This window comes from Luteolibacter pohnpeiensis (assembly GCF_016595435.1).
GTDB classification, from domain to species: Bacteria; Verrucomicrobiota; Verrucomicrobiia; order Verrucomicrobiales; family Akkermansiaceae; genus Luteolibacter; species Luteolibacter pohnpeiensis.
This window is the reverse complement of sequence record NZ_JAENIJ010000011.1, coordinates 50599-69772: the sequence shown is the minus strand read 5'-3', so window position 1 is coordinate 69772 and position 19174 is coordinate 50599. Positions and strand designations below refer to the sequence as shown.

Below are 19174 nucleotides of genomic sequence, written 5' to 3'. Positions count from 1 at the left end.
TGCAGAAGCTATTGATGCAATTTTCGCAGAGCCAATCTAACAAATGGTAGCACTTGTGAATTGCAAGCAGTGTTCCCTCTGGATCTACGGTTTTTGTAGTAGTTTATTTGATCCGAAGAGCTCCATGTGGATGTGAATGCAGCCTCCATGGAGCTTTTTTGATTTGGAAATTGAGGTAAACCGATTTGATTCAGGCGCTGCTGGGGAGAGTCCGAATTTGGTGCATTAGCGCTGCCGACGCAGGAGACTGAGGATTCCTAGACCACACAGGCAGATCACGGAAGGTTCGGGAACGGCGTCAGCGCTGATGGAAAGGTTATCGATCAGGTTCGGGTTCCCGTATCGTCCTTCAAGTTCGAAATGGATTTCCGAGCCGTCATCGAAATTCCAGGAAAACGTGGACACTTCGGAATCTAGTGTTTCGACGCCATCGACGAGAATCGATAGGAGGGTAAGATTGCCGCCGTTCTCGAGACTTGCGTATTCAACCGACAAGGTAATGGGAATCAGCCCGGAAGCGCTGTGTACCCCGGTCAGGGTTGTGGCGACGCCGTTATCGAAATACTGCACATCCCCATTGAGTTTCACGAGGACGCCTAAATCGGTGGTTGTGTCATTGACGCGGACATCTGGCTCTCCGCTGGTATTGTTGTCGGTTCCAAAGGAAAAACCTGTCCAGTCACTGGAATCGGCCAGCGTTGCGTCCCAAAGCCAGGAAACCGTGATGATTCCGGAACTGCCAACCATCGCCAGGGCGGGTGCGAAATCGTAGCGCTCTGCGGGATTGGCTTCATCGTGAAAGCGAGCACGGGAATGGGAAGGCAGTGCAAGTTGGCCGCTGATGATATCGAGAGTCTGTTTCGAGGAACGGATCTCGATGCTGTTCGCGAGAGTTCCGCCCTGTGACGAGTTCTGCGAGCCGGCGGCATCGATGTTATCGGTGTCGCTCCGATCAAAGTTGTCGGTGAAAAGTACTGCGGCGCCGGCCGTCTGGGAGAGGGCGAGCAGGCCGATGGCTGCGGCGAGGAATGCGTGTTCTTTCTTCATGATTTGGTGTTTAAAGGAGGTCGGAATGGAATCCAGACCATGAACTTTCATTCTCTTGCGGTTGTGAGCTGAGGGTCAAGGTGTTGACGCTTTCTCCCCCTTAATGGGGATGCACCGTTTGTTTCACGGTGGAAGTCATGGCGGTTCCACCCGGACCCGGTAGAAAGCCCGCGAGGCGGGTGGAGAGTCATCGGCCATTAGCAACTCTCCGGAGGTATTTTGAACGACTGAAGAACTGATGGATTCCCACGGGATTTGGGAAAGGTCGGTGGTTCGCTCCAAAATGTAGATCCGACCTTTTCTAACAGGAATGACGAGTTCAAAACGATCCGCCGAGTTGTGGATGTAGTGGGACTTGATTTTGAAATTGTCGTCCGCGTTGAGAGGGTCCGTGTTGGCGGCAAATTCTTCCAGGTTGGATAGGCCATCTCCATCGGGATCTGCATGGTCGTCGGAGAGTGAGGATGTCTCTTCACCAGTCCCGAACATCGCCGCTTTCCAATTTTCCTTCAATGTCTCGGCATCTGCCGTGGCGGTGTCGCTCAACCAGATCTCATGTTTCCCCGGGGTGAGGTTTTCAAGGATCAGATAGCCGTTTTCGACAGGTGCTTGGGTGGAGACTCCATCAACCATGAGGAATGGGTTTGTTAGACCCTTGGAAGGAACCATGACCGTCGCTAGCATGGTTCCGGGCAGAGCGACCGTCAGCCGGAAGGATGAAGGGGAGTTCTCCACCGAAATTTCAACGGGGCCGCGAATGGTTGGGATCACGCCGGAGGCGTGAGTGAGACCCAGGATGCCGTCGCCGGTTCCGAGCTGTGGTTTGATGCGGGCAGTGGCGAAACCAGGAGAGGAAGGCGTGAGTCCAAGAACGTAACGTGGTATGATATTTGCTGGAACAGAACCCCAGGCGTGGCTCCAGTCCTGATTGGGTTTGTAAGAGTTATCCCAGGCCTCCATGGTGATGGTGGCACCTTTTTTGATCATATTCCACCAATGCCGGTCATAGGTGGTCGAGTTGTCCTTCATCAGACCGATCGCGTAGTCGGCCTCTTCTCCTTCGAACAACGCCTCGAGCAGGTACTGGCTGCCGTAAACGCTGCAAGCCATGCGCTTCGTCTTTAGGAAATCGAGAACCGATTGTTTATCTGGCGGCTCGATCCCGAGGGCTAGTGGGAAGAAGTTTGAGTGGGCGGAGGTGTGGGTGGTCGATTCTCCGTCCTTGAAGAGCGAACCGTTCCAGAAAGCTTGGTTGAAGGACGATTCAAGACGATCGGCACGGGAGGTGAAGGTCGCCTGGTCGGTGGTTTTTCCAAGCAGCCCCGCGATGTCGGCGAGGATTCTACAGGATTTGTAGTAGAACGCGTTGACCACCGTGTTTTCGGAGGTGAGGACATAGCCGTCTCGTTCGCCTGTTGGCCAATCGACGATGTTGTCCGTGGAGTGGGAGAGTATGCCGTCATTCCGGACATCGCTCTGGTATTGCGCTACGTGGGCGACGAGCGAATCATAGTTGGCTTCGAGCGCATCCAGATTCCCCGTGTACATGTAGTCGGCCCAGGCCATGAGTGGAAAGTGGAGCTTCCATTCCGTCGGCCAGGTTGAGTGATCGAGCAGCCATTCGAGGGAATAACGTGCGGTGGTGAATTCACGGTCCACGGAGTAGTGGCCGAGCTGGTTGATGTAGGCGTCCGCCTCGTAGGGCAGCCGCTCGCGGTCGCCATCGACATAGACGCCGGCAAAGCTAGTGGCTTCCATGCTGTAGCGGCACATTTCCCAAACAGCGTCGAGGGTGGCGTCGGACGAAGCGAAGCGCGCGGCGCTTTCATCGAAGGGAACGTGAAGCACGTGCTGGCGGATGTTTTCAGCGGTGATTTCTGCCGGGCAGTCGGAAATTTCCACGTAGCGGAAAGGGACAACCCTGCCGCCCGCAATTGAACTCACGTCGATGCCGCTGCCACTCACATTCGGACTGTGGATTTCGTAGAGGGTTTCTCCATTGGCCAGACTGGTGGTGGTGCGAGCATTATCTGGATTCGTGGTGGTGCCTCCTCCTCCGACCACGGTGCTGCCCGATGCCTGCTCGCTGAACCGGGTGGTCAGGGTTTTCCCCGAAAACGCACCGTTGAGACGTAGGGTGAGATAGCCGAAGCCGTCACGGCCGAAATCGATGAAGTAGCGACCTTCGCCCTTATCGATGACCCGGATCGGAGCGACGACGCTGCCGAAGGAAGGCTTGTAACGCCCGGCCCAGTTGTAGCCATTTCGCTCGTTGGATGAGGACTGATAGATGGTCCGCGCGTTGGATTGTGGCGCCGTGGATTCAATGGTGAAACTTTGGATGGCAGACCATGCACTGGGCGCGTCATCTGTCCCCCAAGTCCTGACCCGCCAGGAGTAGGTTGTACCTCTGCTCAATGCCGTTCCGAGGTAGTCGATGTTGACGGAGTCACTTCCATCGATTTTGCCACTATCCCAGACATCACCATGGTTAGTGCCTGCGAGAAGGGGAGTCGATGAAACGAGAATCTGATAGGCGATTTGGGATTCTCCGCGCTGACGGGGGTTGAATATCCATGTGAACTCGGGGAATTGATCTGGGATGGTGGTCAGGTGCGGCATCGCCAGCAAATCGACCATCAAACCATTGGGGCGAAACGGATCGGCCGGGCTTCCGGGTTTGTCCTCTGGATCGTTCGGGTCGGTGCCAGCTGCCTGTTCACTGGTGTTATCAAAACCATCGTTATCCGGATCGTCGCCAGGGAGGGCCGTTGTGTTGGCGAAATGCCGCAGGACCCAATCATCGGAGAGCCCGTCGCCATCCGCATCGCCGGGAACTGAGCCCGCGTCATTGGGGAGGGTTTCGGCGGAAAATTCCGCTGCATTGCTGAAGCCATCCCCATCTGGGTCGCCACTGCCGTCTTGCTCTAGACTGCCGAAATATTGTTCCTCCCATGCATCTGGCAAACTATCGGCGTCCCGGTCCTTTGGATCATCATCCACCTTGGGATCGGTCCCGTTCTGGTATTCTTCGAGATTGGTGAACAAATCTCCATCCGGATCTCCGGCAGCATTTTGAGCAAAAATGGAGCCGAAATGAGTGGTTTCCCATTCGTCTGGCAGACTGTCACCGTCTAGGTCAGCCGGGTCTTCGGCAACCGTGGGATTGGTGCCGATTTGATATTCCTGCAAATTGGTCAGTGTGTCGCCATCGAAATCATCGTCAGGGAGGACGTCCGCAAGGGTTCGGATCGCATCGTCGTCATCGGAATCGATGATCTGTTGCTCCCACTCGTCTGGAAGGCTATCCCCATCGTCGTCGGTCATGTTGACGAAGATGAAATCGTCGGCAGCTTTCGGCCCCTCGGAAATGGTGACTTCATCAATCTGCCCCCTGAGGCCTTCGGATGAACCACCGGTATCGCGGAGCTCATTTCCGATGGCGAAATCGCCGGTGCCGCTGGAGACATCGGCGGTCATGGAAAACGATCCAATAAGATTGGCTTCGGTTACTCCTGCATCGACCCGCGTCCAGTAGATGCGGAGGTTGTTCGCCTGGGTTTCATCACCGGTATAGGTGACGGCTACGTGATACCAGGTGTTGGCGACAAAGGCGTGGATGCCGCTAGTTGGTATTGGTGCATTGTGCGGCGTGCCGTCTCCGCTGATCGAATGAAAGCGGAGATTGGAACCATTGTCGGAGAGAACGAATTGGAAGGGGCGGTTGGAGCCTTCGTTGTCCATGCTCACGATTTCCCTTTGCCCGCCGGTCACCGAGCTGAAATTCACCAGGGCCTCGATCGTCCATCCGGCGGTGGTGTGATTTGGACCGAGAATGTCGGCCACTGCATTCTCTTCCACACCGCCGAAAAGCCCGTCGCCTGCGCCGGACAAAGTGACCGATGTGCCGAAATTTGAAGCACTTTCGGCTCCGGGTGTGATCGATCCGATCGCGACGAGAGGGAAACTGGGTCCAGTGCCTGTATCTACGAACGGGGTTGTGCTTTCATCCAAATGCCACTGGTGATAAAAACTCGAGTTCGGGTAGGGGCGGGTGGCTGGTGTTGCCCCTCCGGCGGCTAAATTCGAAACAAGGAATGCAGTGAGTTGGATGTTTCGCGAAGCGTACATGAATGAAAAATCGGATGAAGGTGGAACTCATGACGGTCGATCCGAGGCGCCGCGATGATATTCAGAGATCTGCTACGAAAGGGGGAGTCGTTAGAGAAAGCAGGGCATGGAGATTCCGGCAGCCCGACGGAACGCCTGGCTGCCGGAAAGATTCCTCAGAAGCTCAGCGGCTCACCGAAAGTCTCCAGAAGAGCCTGGATGCATCGTCGGTCGCTGGAGTGAGCACAAATCGGCGGGTTTGACTCGTTCCATCGCCAGTTGGCGTGCCGACTTCCGTTGCCATGAGACCATCGCTAAAGGTGAGGTCTTGCGAAACCTCGAGCTTCAATGACATGCCTTGCAAATCCGTGGGAACTTCGACTTCGACGAGGCGGTAGCTCTTGGCTGGATCAAGAGAAAGGCTGTAGGTTTCGTTAAGCGCGGCACCGGTCATCACTACACCTGTTGAGAGAGGTGCGGGTTTTTCGGCACTGTTTTCTGGATCCGTGTTGAATGCGAATTCGATCAAATTCGAATAGCCGTCACCATCCGGGTCGTCGTTTTCTCCGCGCTGGTCGGTAGGGAGGCCGGATACGAAGTCATCATAAGCATCGTTCGGTTCACTTACTTGCGAAAAGAGGAAATCATCCGCATCGCGGGCGATGTTGCTGATGCGAACTTCGTCGATGACGCCCAGGAACGCGTCGGATGCACCGCCATTGCTTTTTCCTTCATTGCCAATGACAAAGTCTGGAGTGAGATCCGGGTTGAGCGATTGCTCCAGCTGCCCGGTGGCAAGAACGCGGGCCGATGTTCTTTCTGGATCAAGCAAGGTCCAGTAGAGCGTGAGATTGTCCGGTGTGGCGGGATTTCCGTTGTATGAGACGGCAACGTGATACCAGCGCCCTTCCACTGCCGCATCTGGATCGTCTCCAGTGGGAAGTGGGGCTTTTACCCGTGAAACATCCGTTCCGGTTCCATTGTAGTTTAGACCGAGAAATTCGAGTTCGGCCACGGGACCGCCGCCATGTTCGCTATTGAAAACGGGAAGAATGCGGAACTGGAATCCACGTTCGAGCGCCGTTTCCTCACCGTCCCCTGAGAGAATTTGCATGGGATTCACGCTGTAAGGAGCGGTGGTGGGATCGAATCCAAGTTTGACGATGGCCTCAAACGTGAAAGCTCCGTTTTCTCCGGCTAGGGTGATATTGGTATTGTCAGCATCCCCGTCTGCGAGGGGCAGCGCTGACAAATAACCGCCTGTGCCGTTGGTGTCGGACCGGTTTGGATTCAATCCCGTGCCGAATCCGGCGTGCGAGGGTGCCCAGAGGTAGGCATCACCTTCGAGCGATTGCAGCGGGACCGGGTCGCTCCCTAAGTCAGTTGTTGGCGGTAAGGTTTCATCAAAATGCCACAGGTGGAGCGTGTTGGCATCGACCGTGTAAGGTTGGAAGTGCTCGTTTGCGTCTAGGGTGCCATTGCCATCGAGATCCGCTGGGACCGAAGAGGCAATCGTCGGATCGGAACCGGCGTTCATTTCTTCAAGGTTACTGAAGCCGTCTCCATCAGGGTCACCATCTGCGGCTTCGTTGAGATCGCCAAAATAGGTCGTCTCAAACGTATCGATCAGACCGTCGCCATCAGAATCGTAGCCAGGAGAAATGTCGGCAATGGTGAGGTTGTCAACGGACCCCAGATACTCCGTTCCATCCCGGACGTCGGCATAAATCCCGACCGCGTTCGCTGAGTTCGGGGTGGCCGGAGTGCGGGTCGCGATCACAATCCGATTGGTGCCTGAGTAATAGCCGGCTTCATACGTGTTCGTATCGGTTCGGGCAATGAACAGAGTGTCGTAGCCGATATTAGCGCCAGTAGCGGCAACGCCGAATTCTGAGGTTCCGTCAAAGCCTCGGGAAGAAACTTGGCCGGTGTTTCGGGCATATACGGTAATGTAATTTTCGCGGACTCCGGCGACGGGTGCATTTCCTCCGACATACAACCCCATATCCAAGTTTCCGTAATGATCGATCTGAGCCCGGACTTCCTTTCCTACTGGGAGAGTGAGACCGTCGCGGATGTAGGCCCATTGTTCAATGCCATCGAAGCTTGTTGTTTGCACTTCGAGTTGCTCTTCATACGTTTGCCAGGTGCTCACATTGCTCGCGCCGCCATTGGCGTCCAGGATCACGGTCGCGGTATAGCCGGAAAGTTCTCCCGAAAAGTCGTCGATGACTGTGACTTCGGCTCCGGCACTTCCACATGCCGCAAGAAGTGCGATAAAGATACGGGTTTTGTTTTTCATGGAAATGAGGTTTAGATGGATCCCCATTCCAGTTGCATCGAAGGAAGCGGTGCAAACATCTTTGGCTTTCTCCCCTTAAAAGGGGATGGCTAGAAGAGGTGATGAATTGGTGTCGATTCTCTGGCAAAACCGGTCTTCACTACCGCCGTGCCTAACTCATCCATGAAGGCCTGCTTTTTGGCGGCCCGACCCAAGACCCTGCCTGCGGCGATTGTGCCGGTCTGGGCGGGGTGTGTGCTTGCCTGGAAAGTCACCGGGAAATTCGACCTGATTCTGGCGCTTTGCACAGTGCTCGGCTCCATTGCGATCCAGATTGCGACGAATTTTTTCAATGACGCGATCGATTCCCATAAAGGAGCTGACACGGAAAAACGGCTCGGGCCGAAGCGGATGACCGCATCCGGTATGATGACTCCGGCTGCGGTGATCCGCTGGGCGTTGGGATTTCTGGCGATCGCCGTGGCTTGTGGCGCGGTCCTGTATCACGCGCGCGGCTGGCCGATCATTGCGATCGGCATCCCGTCGCTGTTTCTTTCCTACGGGTACACAGGTGGACCGTTTCCGCTGGCGTATCGCGGGATGGGAGAAATTTTCGTAGTGCTGTTCTTCGGATTCGTCGCGGTTTGCGGCACGGTCTTCATCCAAACCGGGCTTTGGCTGCCGGAAGCACTGCTGCTGGGCGCGCAAATTGGCCTGCTTTCCGCAGTGATGATTTCCATCAACAATTTGCGGGACCGGGATGAAGACATGCAAACCGGCAAACGCACGATGGCGGTGCGGTTGGGCCGGAAATATGGCATTGCGATCATTTGGGCGGAAACCCACCTGGCCATGTTTTTAGGGCTTGTTTGGTATTCTTTTGGATTGCTTCCCCTGGCGATCGCAGGCGCTCCGGCACTGCTTCTGGGATTGAGAATCGTGCTCGGAGTGATGACAACCCCGCCTGGACCGGCTTATAACCGATACCTCGCCCTCGGGGGCCTCCAATTGATCGCATTTGCCGGGCTGTTCCACTTCCTGGCGGTGTGGCGGTGAGTCCGCACGAAATCAATCTTTCGTCACGCTCTGGCTGAGAAAACGCTTGGCCAGCCGGTCCACCGGAGTGCCGGGAACCAAATCCGATTGAATGTCCTTCCATGGCAGGACGAGCTTGATTTGTCCGTCCGCGAAACTGGCGATTTCGTAGGGATTGTAGCTGATGCCGATCCCTCCCGGGACCACAAACCAGTCGCTGCTCAGGTGAAGATCGTCGTCAAACAAGCCGACATCCGTCATGGGCGCATTTGCCGCCACTCCGGCTCGTTTTCTGAGGATTCCCTCGGCCAAGTCGGTCCATTTTTGCTCGTAACCGGGTTTTACCATGGAGTGTAAATCGATTTTTTCACCGGTTTGGATGTCGAAGGCCGAGTGTTGGAAAGAATAGTTCCCGTGCGCGCCGCCGGTGTAGGCGTAGAAGAAATTCGCGATGCAAAGCACGTCCGACTCATTCATGACGACATCCATCCGGTTCGAAACTTCCTCAACGTAAGCGAGATCCCAGTCGAGTTTTTCCGGCGGAACGGTGATCATGGCATTTTCCAGATCGGCGATCTGCGGTGTAGCTGGCTTGGCTTTATTGCTTTTTTCGTCCTCTGGATTGAACGGGAATTGTTTCTCAAAAACCTCATTCCGCAGGTTTTGATTGAGCTTCTGAATCGCCTCTCCCTCGCCCTTCAACTGGATCAGGGAGAGCATGTTTGTGACTCCAAGCTGCTGGTGACCCCGAGAGCGGGCCCATGAGCTGGAGAAATTCAGAACCTCCAGATCAGCAACGCCTTTCGGGTGTATCTCGTGCAGTTGGATTTGCAGCGTTTTGGTTCCTGTCGGCGAAAAATCATCACTCGGAGACAGCCAGGTCCCGCTGACATCCTGGTCTTTGAGTTGGATCTGCCACTTACCGGTCGGGCTCAAGTTGTCCGACAAATTTTCATACATCGACGTGATCCCCTTGGAGGTGCTCGACCAGCTGAGCCCGATTGGCTCACCGCTGGAATCGTAATAATAAGAGCCGTCCAGTTTCTCTGCCCAATTGAGATCCATGCTGGTGCGCAAAGTGGCGTGAATCGGTATTTTCCCGATCGTCCCCTCATACTGGCGGTAGGTCGTGCCGGGCTGTTGCGCATTTACGGTGCCTGCAACGAGCATCGAAGCGCCGAGCATGACATGGCAGGCAAGCTTCGCCCACCTCGCGCGGGGATGGGAGATGGACCGGGAAATCAGAAATTTTTGCATGGTAGCCACATCCTAGTGCTGAAGGTCGAGTTGGCAAACTCGGTGACACTCGGTAGCGGCGCGGAGTGAAGGGTTGAAAAATCAGCGATCGCGCGTGGGTAATAGACCGGCATGCTCCAGAATTGTCCAACCAGCCATTGCAAACGCGGGGAAATCAGGTGAAATCAAGCCGATGAGTGAATGGGTGCAGCAGGATGTGCCGGCCTTTGCGGTGGTCGGTAGGGTGAACATGGGGAAATCCTCGGTGCTTGCGACACTTTTGGAAATCGATGATAATCAGTTGATTCGCGTGAGCGCCACGCCTGGCGAAACCACCAATTGCCAGACCCACCGGGTGGTGTTTTCCGATCGGGATTGCATCCGTTTCATCGACACTCCCGGCTTTTCGCGTCCGGTGGAGGCCATGCGGGAAATCCAGCGTCTGCACGGCGAAGGCACGCCTGGAGTGGAAGCCCTCAAGGAATTTGTCGCCAAGGTCGGAGAGGAATTTGGTGATGAAAAGCGCTTGTTGGAGCCGCTGTTGGAAGGAGCCGGTGTCCTCTACGTGGTGGATCCGGCGAAACCACTGCGCGATGATTTCCTGGCGGAAATGGAAATCCTGCGCTGGACCGGCGTGCCGCGCCTGGCCTTGCTGAATCGCCGAGCAGCCAATGCCGGAACCGACGAGGAAGCTTGGCGGAAACGCCTCGGTGGTGCGTTCAATTTGGTGCGGACATTCGATGCCCATCAGGCCCGATATGAGGAGCGATTGCGATTGCTGAAGGCACTTTTGGAAATTGAAGAGCGCCATCGCGGACGCTTGGAGGAGACGATCGCTTTGGTGGAGGAGGAATGGGATCGCCGCCGCGAAGAAGCGGTTGAGGTGATCATTGGATTTTTGGAAGAGTCTCTTTCTCTGAAAGTTACGGCTACTCTCGAAGAGCGCGACCTGACTTTGCCCTCGCGCCGTCACCGCAAGGAAGAGCTACTGCAGCAGGAGTATTTCGGGGATTTGGCGAAGCTGGAGCGGAAGTGCTTTGAGAAGCTGTTGAAGATCCACCGGCATCATTTGCTGAAGGCGGATTCGAGCGCGGAGTCGTTTCAAGGGATCGATCTGGAAAGTGCGGAAACTTGGACCAAATGGGGACTCGGGCGCGGTCAGTTATCGGTCGCGGCAGCGCTGGCCGGTGGCGCGGCCGGATTGGCAGTGGATGTGGCGACAGGCGGACTATCCCACGGTGCGGGCACGATTTTTGGCGCGCTCGGCGGGGGAGCGGCAGCCTGGCTGAAAGGCGGAAGCCTGCCTGATTTGCGAATCGATCTCCGCGGTGGCGTGAAACTCGGGACCGGCGAGGGCAAGGCGCTTTCGATGGGGCCGCCGAAGAATCCGAACTTCCCGTGGATTTTGCTGGATGGAGTGCTGACCCGTTATCAGCGCATCGTCAATCGGTCGCATGGCCGGCGGGATGAGGAAGTTCTGAAAGGCCAGGAAGCCGGATTTACCCGGGATTTTCCGGCAGATCGGCGGTCGGTTCTCGCCAAATGGTTCGGCGGTTGTCTGAAAGGCAGTCCGAACCGGGCGCTGGAACCGGAAATCTTCGAAGCACTTCTCGAAACCCTTCAGGAAGTGGCGGAGGAAAAGTAATCCGGCTCAGAACAGTTCCTTCAGATGCTCGACGCTGGTGGAGCCGATCAGGACATAGACTTGCTTTTCATCCAGCCAGCGGGCGACCGCCCATGTTCCTTGTTGGGAAATTTCCGGATGATCCCGGCCCGGTAGCTCCCCGCAAACGTCCTTGCGACGGAAAATCACCAAGTGGACTTTGCTGCCGTCAAGGCGCCTGAAGCACACGAGAGAACCTCGTTTTCCATTGATTTCCAGTTCTCTGCAGGATGCGCGATTGATTTCCTGCAGGCCCTTGGGGAAATGATGAGGGCTTGGCAATTTCATATCCTGCAAGTGCGCGATCAGCTGGCTGGCCTGCTCTGGAGGATCTTCGATGCTGAATTGCGGTGATTCGAACGTGTGAATGAAGCTCGATTGGACCACTTCCACCGGGACGGTCGTTTCCGCAACGATGATGCCGGGTTTCGAGGGACTGGTGAGGAGGAAAGCGAGCGCGATGCCTGCCGCGGCTGCGAATGGCAGCGTTGCGCGTTGCCAAAATGATTTTTTAGGAGTAACCGCCGCGTTGGTGCGTTCCATCGAGGCAAGAATTTCCGAGCGGAGTGAGCGTGGTGGTTGGACAAATGCGAAGGAGCCGATCATTCCCGAATCGAAATGATCTTCCGGGTGTGGCAAATCTCCCGGATGCATGGCCAAGCCGGAAAGCACTTCTTGCCGCAATGAGTCCGGGATCTGGATTTGGGTCATCGCTTCCGCAAACATGCTGTCAAAAGCGCGTTCCTTGGCGAACCAATCGCCAAGCTCACGATCTTCGTTTGCGAATTGGAGCGCTTCTACAAAATCTTCGTCAGCCACATCCGCGCCATCTGGGCGGAAGCTGCGGAGAATGAATTTCGCCTGTTCTCTATCCACGTCGTTTCAGTGCCTCCGGTTCGAGTTGTAGGATATTTTTAGGAGCACTGGATGGCTCCGCCGTCATTTGCTTGCGGAGCATTTCCTTGCCCCTGGATAGCCGCGACATGACCGTGCCAATCGGCACATCGAGAATCGCTGCAATTTCTTTATAACTATGCTGTTGGAGGTAAAAGAGGGCGAGCGGAGCGCGGTAGGTTTCTTCGAGTGAGCTCAAAATATCCAGGGCGCGCTGACCGTCCATTTGGCGTTCGGCATCGTCCTCCGGGGCGGCGATGCTGGCCGTGGCGTTTTCGTCCAATTCTTCGTCGGAGAATTTCGCGGCACGCCGTCTCTGGCTGAGGAATTCGCGATGGAGCGTGGTAAAGAGCCAGGTTTTGGCCTTGGAGCGATCCCGCAATTGATCGCCTTTTTCAGCCCAGATGCAGAAGGTTTCCTGCACCAGATCTGCCGCACGATCCGAATCGCGCGTGAGCGAGATTCCGAATCGGAACAACGCTTGGTAATAAGCATCAACTAGATCTGCGAATTCACTCATCCGTTTCTTTGGGAGCAGTTGGGCGCGAGCTTATTCCTAAAATCGAAAAAATGGACAGGAATTCCGATTGGTGACCGTTTGAATGTGAATGAAATGGATGATTTTGCTGTGGGGATTGGCCTCGGGATTCGCTGGTGCGGAGCTCAAGGTGGAGAAATCAGAGGGAACACTGAAGATTTTTGACGATGGCAGCTTGCTCACCGCTTACCGGACCGATTGGAAAGTTCCTTACCTTTACCCGCTGCTTTCGCCCTCCGGGGCCAATGTCACCCGCCATTGGCCGACCGATCCAGGAGTGGAAGGCGAGGAGCATGATCACCCGCATCACCGGTCGCTCTGGTTGTCGCACGGTTCGGTGAATGGCTACGATTTTTGGGCGTTTGAAGATGGTAAGGGAGCGCAAATCGTTCATCAGAAGTTCATTGCGCAAGGCGTTGATGAACAAGGCGCGGCCTACTGCTCGGTGGAGCTGGCATGGCAAGCGGGTGGGAAAACCCAGCTGAAAGAAAAGCGCGATCACCGGTTTTGGAAAATCGGAGAGGATACCTTTGCTTTGCAGATCGATTCAGAGCTCACCGCCGCGGACGGGGATGTTGTTTTTGGCGATACCAAGGAGGGAATGCTTGGACTTCGGGTGGATCGGTCGCTCCGATTAAACGGCCCACTGGCGAAATCCCATATTATCAACAGCGAGGGCATTGAGGACGGAAAGGCGTGGGGAAAACGCGCAAACTGGGTGGCTGCATACGGACCGGACGAGCGCGGCGAGCCGGCGGTCATTGCTATGTTTGACCATCCCTCAAATCTTCGGCATCCGACATGGTGGCATGCCCGGGATTACGGATTGTTTGCGGCGAATCCATTTGGAAAGCACGACTTCGAGGGAAATCCCGACAAGACCGTGGGGAATTACACCCTGAAGCAGGGGAAAAGCCTCAAGTTCCGTTTTCTGGTGTTCATCCATCATGGCGACCTCCAATCCGCAGATTTGCCAGCTGTTTGGACCCTTTTTTCAAAATTCTAAACCCATCGCAACCTCATGAATCGAAGAAATTTCCTCACGGCATCAGCCCTGGCCGGAACCTGGTCCTTATTGCCCACCTTTGCCCGTGCTGCTGGCGCAAATGATGAGCTCCGCATGGCCGTCATCGGATTTCATAGCCGGGGGAAGGATCTCCTGCGCGAGGTGCTCAATTGCAAAGGAGCGAGGCTGGTTGCGCTGTGCGACGTTGATGCCGACGTGCTGGACGGAATGGCTTCCGACTTGGACAAAAAGAACCTCAAGGTAACGAAATTTGAAGATTTCCGGAAGCTCTGCGAATCACCGGAGATCGATGCCGTGGTGATCGCGACGCCGAATCATCTGCATGCTCTGATTGCCGCCACTGCGGCTGCGAATGGCAAACACGTCTATGTGGAAAAGCCAATTTCCCACAATGTGTGGGAGGGGCGTCAGTTGACGAATATCGCGAAAAAATTCGGAGTGATCGTTCAACACGGCTTTCAGCGCCGCTCTGAAACCGCTTGGGAAGAAGCGGTGGCATGGATTCAATCCGGAGAGCTTGGCAAAATGACCCTTGCTCGCGGGTTCTGCTACAAACCCCGGAAAAGCATCGGCAAAGTTCCGGCTCCTGTCGCGCCACCGAAGAGTGTGAATTATGACCTGTGGTCTGGCCCCCGTGAAATGCTGCCGGTGAGACGCCGCCAGTTTCACTATGACTGGCACTGGCAGTTTCCTTACGGGAACGGTGATTTAGGCAATCAGGGGCCGCATCAGCTGGATGTTTGTCGCTGGTTTGCCGGCGATCCGGTTTTGCCGGAGGGGGTGCTTTCCGTGGGCGGACGGTTTGGCGTTCATGATGACGGCGATTGGGCGAACACGCAGATGGTTTGGTTCGATTACAAGCCGGTGCCGATCCTGTTTGAGGTGCGTGGCTTGCCGAAGGAAGGAATGGATTTCAGCAAAGGCATGGACCGCTACAAGGGGCAGGACATTGGCAACGTCATTGAGTGCGAAGGCGGTTGGCTATCCGGCGGGCATGGTCCCAGCTGTGCCGCATACGATCGAGAGGGCAAAAAAGTTCGCGAATTCAAAGGGGGGAAATCCCACATGCAGAATTTCATCGATTCGGTCCACGGCGGAAAAATTGTCAGCTTCCGCGGCGTTGAGTCGGGGCACTTGTCGTCGGCGTTGGCACACATCGGCAACATTTCGTGGCGCACCGGTTCACCGGGTGAAGCGAATCCTTATCAAACGGCGGCTGCGGAAGATGCCTATAATCGCATGATTCTCCATCTCGAGGCGAATGGGATCGATACGGTCGCCGAACCGATTTTGGTGGGTCGGCATTTGAAGGTCGACCCAGCAGCGGAGAAGTTTGTCGGTGAAGGCGCGGAGGTTCCGAATTCCTTGTTGAAGGAGGATTACCGCGCGGGTTTCGAGCTACCGGTTTGATCTCGGCACAAAAAAACCGCCGCCGGCACGGAGCCGACGGCGGGGGTTTTTGGGCTGGGGATTAGTTGCTGGCTTTGAGGCGAGCGAAGAGCTTGCCATCAATTGCGAGCGAAGCCGGAAGCGTCACGGTGACTTTGTCGACTCCAGATGCGAAGCCGTCTGTTTCGACCGTTGTCTCTGCGATGCTGGCTGCAGTCCAGTCGCCATCCAGCGTGGTGCTGTATTCGACTTCTGGGTTGAGGTAAGCGGCAGTGGAAGCACGGCGGAAGGAGAAGACCAGGTCTCCAGCTTCGTTGGTTTCCGCAGTTGGAGCCTCGCTGGTTCCCGAAGTTTCAGGATCGGAAGCGAAGATGAATTCCAACAGGTTCACAATGCCGTCGCCATCTGGGTCCGCATCTTCAGCTGCATCGTCACCGGTGAGGCTGGTGCCTGCGATGAAGGTTTCGTATCCGGTAAGTCCGGTGCCATCGGTGGCTTGGACTTCGATTTGTTTTTCGGTGTCGTTGTAGACCACTTCATAACCTGGAGTCACCGAAGCAAACGTTCCCGTGCGGGTGCCGGTGTAGGTGGCAATCACATAGCTGGAGGAGGTGAAACCACTGCCGGTCGGGGCAACTTGGAGTGCTGCGCCGCTACCGAGGGTCAGGTTGCCTTGAACCACGAGAAGGTCGGTGCCGGTTTCGCCATTCACTGTATCCACGGATGCTCCGTTGACTTCCCATTTGTAGGAGCCGTTCAACGTCGTGTTGCCGAGGATCAGATTGGCGATTGGAAGCTCGTATCCGAGGTCGCCGGGATCGACGGTGCCGTCGATGGTGACGTCGCCAAGGGCGGAGCCGGTTCCGGAAAGGATGCCAGCTTCCTCAACCAAGACCGCGGAAGCGCCGGTGGCACTGCCCGTGGTGGTGCTCATCGGGTTGATGAGGGTCAGGCGGCCGTCTTCCACAACTGTTCCATAGCTGTAGTCGAATGCTTTCTGCGACGGGTTACTGGAATCCGTGTCATAGGCGGACATGTAAGTTGCCTTGATCCCGGAGTAAGTGCTGTCTTGGAGAAGCACCATGTTACCGCCGCCTTGCTTCACGATGCCGTAGCTACCGATAATGGTACTGTCCACGAGGAGGTCCTCGATGGCTTCACCTTCCACCACGTCAAAGATCCAGTGTTGGCGATAAGCATACAGGCTGGCGCAGTTGATTTTGGAGGAAAGCGAGCTCGCCTCGGTGCTGATGACACTTCGGGAAGCGTTCGAGCCGTCGAGGTAAGTCGAGTCATTCCGGTTGTCGACCAATTGGCCTGCACCGCTCAGGTAAGCGCCCTTGAGGAGCAGGCGTCCTTGTGTGACACCGTCCACATCGAGAACTCCGGTGGTCAGATATTGAGTGGAAGCAATCGACATGATCGCCGTTTCATCCAGGCGGATCTGGCCGATGGTTGAATAGCCGTTGATGTAGTTACCACCGAAGGCGTTGGCCTTGGTTCCGGTGATGCGGGCGCCTGGCATGACGTCGATGTAGTAGCTATTCGCAATGGAGAAGGTGTTGAAGTGGTAGTCACCAAATTCAACGGCACCTTCTTCAACCACGAGCTTGTTGTTGTCCGTCGTCGCGCTGGAGTCCTGATAGCCGTAGAGCTTCAGGGTTCCCGCACCCGTCTTGGTAATGGTTTGGTCCCAATGGAATTTGCCTGAGTGGGTGAAGTCGACATTTGAAGCAACGTCAATCGTGCTGTTCGACATCAACAACGGCTTGTGGTTGTAAACCGGAACCACTGTGGTCACGCCATCGACTTCTTCAACAGGTGCGTTCACTTCCAGAGTGGCGTTATCCAGCATCAGCGGACGGTTGTAGTCTGCTCGACCGAATGCACCGGCTACGTTGGTCACCAAAGTGCCGCCTTCGATTGTAACCACGCCATCCAGATAGTTGGGTGAATCGATGGTAAGGGTGCCGGTGCCGGATTTGGTCAGGTCCGCAGAGCCCGAGATAACACCGGTTCCACCGAGGGTGTAATCCAAGGTGCTATTGTTGAAGATCAACTGACCGGGGGTGACGACGGAGGTGACATTCACATCACCGGACTGCGCGGTGTCATCGAACAAGACCGAATCTCCATCGGCGAAGGTGGTGCCGCTGAAATTGGTATTGGTGCCGTTCCATTCGGAATTTGAGGTGGTTCCGGACCAAACGAGCGGTGTCGGCAAGGTCGGGAACGGGATTTTTCCGGTCGTTGTGATGGAACCGTCTTCAGTGGTCCGTTCGTATGGGTACGGATAATACGCATTTTGACCAAGGTGATCGATGATGACCCATGTGTTGTAATCATCACTTCCCTCCATCAACCATTCGACAGGGTCACGACTCTGTTCGTCGTTTGCCGTGGTCATCTGGTAGCTGTTGAACTGCACACTGGAGCCGAAGTCGAAGATGATGCCACCACGGTTGAAATCCAACCATTTGGTGTAAACATCGCCGTCGGTCAGGTGGACCAACGGGCCAGAATTGGAGAAACGACCGCCGCGGTTTTCAATTGAGGCGACGGGGACTTGTGTCCCGTCCATGAAGAACTCGAACTCACCAATTTGGACCGAGTTTGGAACCACGCCACGGAATGCGAGTGGGGTGAACCTAACATAGCGGTATTGCTGGGTTTTCGTCGGGGTGACGCGAACTTCGACATTCTGACTCACCCAGCCCGAGGCATTCGTCGCGGTCAAAGTGTAGGTGGTGGTCTCCGTTGGTTTGACGGTGTAAGCACTGCTCAGATCCGTTCCCAATGAGATATTGCCGGGATTCAGGACAACACTGGTGAGGGCGGTAGACGAAGTGATCGTGTAGGAGAGCGTGACGGACCCGCCGCTGGCGATGGTCGTAGGCGTCGTCGCGGAAATCGATTGGATTGCAGGAAGGGTCGTTGGGCTGGTTAGAGCGAACCCATTTTGCCAGGTGAAATAAGCGTATTTCGACAAGGCGGCATAGCTGCTGCGGGAGTCCAAGGTTTCGAAAAGGATGCCGTCGTTACTGCCTTCCAATTTCCATGCCGTAGGAGTCCGGGAATCATAGTCATTGGCGGTGGCAAAATTGTAGGAATCGATCGGTGTCGCTTCGTCGAAAGTGAAAACGAGAGGGGCCAGCGTGGAGCTGTACCACTTGGTTTTGGTATTATCATCCACCAGATTGCCCGGCCATTCTCCGGTGGTCCGTTCCGAACCATCGGTGACGGTCACGTTGACCGCGTCCCCGACAGGGAGATTGCCATTCATATTGAGCGGCTGTCCCTTATAGGAAAAATTGAACTCGGATAATTGAACTGCCGTCGATGAGGTGGTGTTTACGGCAGTTGGAGTCCAACGATAGATTTTATAGGCGGCTTCCCTCGCTTGGGCGGCGGAGGATAACAATAAGGTGCTTAAGACAGTGGCGGCAACGCTAGGTGCGAAGAATCTGCCACGCAATAAGGAGGACGGTTTTATCTTCATAATGCTGTTCGGTGTCTGATAGTGATTTATTGCGTGAGCGGGTCAAATTTAATTGAAGGTCGGTAATCAATCATGCGCAGATTATCTCTGCCTAAAGTGCCTATGGATGTATTTTTGTTAATGGGTAAGTCGTGTAAATTCAGTGAATCATGGATATTTATTTTTTCGGATGGAGGGTGTAAATTTTTTTTAACTTGATGTGTTTGGTTATGCAGAAAAACTAGATAATTGTATAAACATCGCCTGAAATAGCTGATGAATTAGCGCAGATTGATCATGCGGAGCGTATGTTTTCTGTGCTTGATGATTTCCTATATAACTAAACGTTAGAGAGTTGAAGGATTTCGTAATCGTGTGCCGAAGCCATTACAAAATCCATGGCCAAAATCGGGTTGCCAAAATAGGCGATTATCGCAGAGAACCAGTTCCTGCCGCTATTCGACATTAATCTTGGT

General features: G+C 55.2%; 11 protein-coding genes. 4 read left to right on the top strand and 7 right to left on the bottom strand.

Annotated elements, in window-relative coordinates; translation table 11 throughout:
* Window positions 1-225: 225 nt before the first annotated feature.
* The 3 genes from JIN85_RS08835 to JIN85_RS08825 form a co-directional block, all read right to left on the bottom strand.
* Window positions 226-1047 carry a hypothetical protein gene (locus tag JIN85_RS08835; protein WP_200269751.1) on the bottom strand — a complete coding sequence of 274 codons (822 nt, stop codon included), beginning with the start codon at window positions 1045-1047 and terminating at the stop codon, window positions 226-228.
* A 135-nt stretch (window positions 1048-1182) separates the two neighbouring features.
* Window positions 1183-5178 (bottom strand): alpha-L-rhamnosidase-related protein, encoded by a 3996-nt coding sequence (locus JIN85_RS08830; RefSeq protein WP_200269749.1) that lies wholly within the window; start codon window positions 5176-5178, stop codon window positions 1183-1185.
* Window positions 5179-5341: 163 nt separating this feature from the next.
* On the bottom strand, window positions 5342-7459 hold the full coding sequence (locus JIN85_RS08825; protein WP_200269747.1) for a LamG-like jellyroll fold domain-containing protein: 2118 nt from the start codon (window positions 7457-7459) through the stop codon (window positions 5342-5344).
* A 162-nt stretch (window positions 7460-7621) separates the two neighbouring features.
* On the opposite strand from JIN85_RS08825, the gene menA reads away from it, so the two are divergent.
* Window positions 7622-8494 carry a 1,4-dihydroxy-2-naphthoate octaprenyltransferase gene (gene menA / locus JIN85_RS08820; protein WP_200269745.1) on the top strand — a complete coding sequence of 291 codons (873 nt, stop codon included), beginning with the start codon at window positions 7622-7624 and terminating at the stop codon, window positions 8492-8494.
* 12 nt (window positions 8495-8506) lie between these two features.
* Here the strand turns inward: menA and JIN85_RS08815 are convergent, their stop codons facing one another.
* Window positions 8507-9730, bottom strand: coding sequence for a DUF3298 and DUF4163 domain-containing protein (locus JIN85_RS08815; RefSeq protein ID WP_200269743.1), 1224 nt, complete (start codon window positions 9728-9730; stop codon window positions 8507-8509).
* Between the two features lie 172 nt (window positions 9731-9902).
* On the opposite strand from JIN85_RS08815, the gene JIN85_RS08810 reads away from it, so the two are divergent.
* Window positions 9903-11354 carry a DUF3482 domain-containing protein gene (locus JIN85_RS08810; protein WP_200269741.1) on the top strand — a complete coding sequence of 484 codons (1452 nt, stop codon included), beginning with the start codon at window positions 9903-9905 and terminating at the stop codon, window positions 11352-11354.
* A 6-nt stretch (window positions 11355-11360) separates the two neighbouring features.
* On the opposite strand, the gene JIN85_RS08805 is transcribed toward JIN85_RS08810, so the two are convergent.
* Both JIN85_RS08805 and JIN85_RS08800 read right to left on the bottom strand, forming a co-directional pair.
* Window positions 11361-12248, bottom strand: coding sequence for a hypothetical protein (locus tag JIN85_RS08805; RefSeq protein ID WP_200269739.1), 888 nt, complete (start codon window positions 12246-12248; stop codon window positions 11361-11363).
* The gene (locus tag JIN85_RS08800; RefSeq protein WP_200269737.1) at window positions 12241-12786 is read right to left on the bottom strand and encodes an RNA polymerase sigma factor; all 546 of its coding nucleotides are present in this window, start codon (window positions 12784-12786) and stop codon (window positions 12241-12243) included. Before JIN85_RS08800 ends, JIN85_RS08805 begins: the two co-directional genes overlap by 8 nt.
* An 88-nt stretch (window positions 12787-12874) precedes the next feature.
* Between JIN85_RS08800 and JIN85_RS08795 the strand changes: the two genes are divergently transcribed.
* Together JIN85_RS08795 and JIN85_RS08790 are read left to right on the top strand one after the other, a co-directional pair.
* A complete protein-coding gene (locus JIN85_RS08795; protein ID WP_200269734.1) occupies window positions 12875-13810 on the top strand; it encodes a DUF6807 domain-containing protein in 936 nt (311 codons plus the stop codon).
* Between the two features lie 15 nt (window positions 13811-13825).
* Window positions 13826-15241, top strand: coding sequence for a Gfo/Idh/MocA family protein (locus tag JIN85_RS08790; protein ID WP_200269732.1), 1416 nt, complete (start codon window positions 13826-13828; stop codon window positions 15239-15241).
* 61 nt (window positions 15242-15302) lie between these two features.
* Here the strand turns inward: JIN85_RS08790 and JIN85_RS08785 are convergent, their stop codons facing one another.
* Window positions 15303-18719, bottom strand: a complete 3417-nt coding sequence (locus JIN85_RS08785) for an autotransporter-associated beta strand repeat-containing protein (protein ID WP_200269731.1) — start codon at window positions 18717-18719, stop codon at window positions 15303-15305.
* Window positions 18720-19174: the final 455 nt, after the last annotated feature.

Coding starts and splice junctions, on each gene's coding strand:
- menA (WP_200269745.1), top strand. CDS start 7,622: ATGAAGGCCTGCTTTTTGGCGGCCCGACCCAAGACCCTGCCTGCGGCG.
- JIN85_RS08835 (WP_200269751.1), bottom strand. CDS start 1,047: ATGAAGAAAGAACACGCATTCCTCGCCGCAGCCATCGGCCTGCTCGCC.
- JIN85_RS08790 (WP_200269732.1), top strand. CDS start 13,826: ATGAATCGAAGAAATTTCCTCACGGCATCAGCCCTGGCCGGAACCTGG.
- JIN85_RS08815 (WP_200269743.1), bottom strand. CDS start 9,730: ATGCAAAAATTTCTGATTTCCCGGTCCATCTCCCATCCCCGCGCGAGG.
- JIN85_RS08800 (WP_200269737.1), bottom strand. CDS start 12,786: ATGAGTGAATTCGCAGATCTAGTTGATGCTTATTACCAAGCGTTGTTC.
- JIN85_RS08810 (WP_200269741.1), top strand. CDS start 9,903: ATGAGTGAATGGGTGCAGCAGGATGTGCCGGCCTTTGCGGTGGTCGGT.
- JIN85_RS08830 (WP_200269749.1), bottom strand. CDS start 5,178: ATGTACGCTTCGCGAAACATCCAACTCACTGCATTCCTTGTTTCGAAT.
- JIN85_RS08795 (WP_200269734.1), top strand. CDS start 12,875: ATGAAATGGATGATTTTGCTGTGGGGATTGGCCTCGGGATTCGCTGGT.
- JIN85_RS08785 (WP_200269731.1), bottom strand. CDS start 18,719: ATGAAGATAAAACCGTCCTCCTTATTGCGTGGCAGATTCTTCGCACCT.
- JIN85_RS08825 (WP_200269747.1), bottom strand. CDS start 7,459: ATGAAAAACAAAACCCGTATCTTTATCGCACTTCTTGCGGCATGTGGA.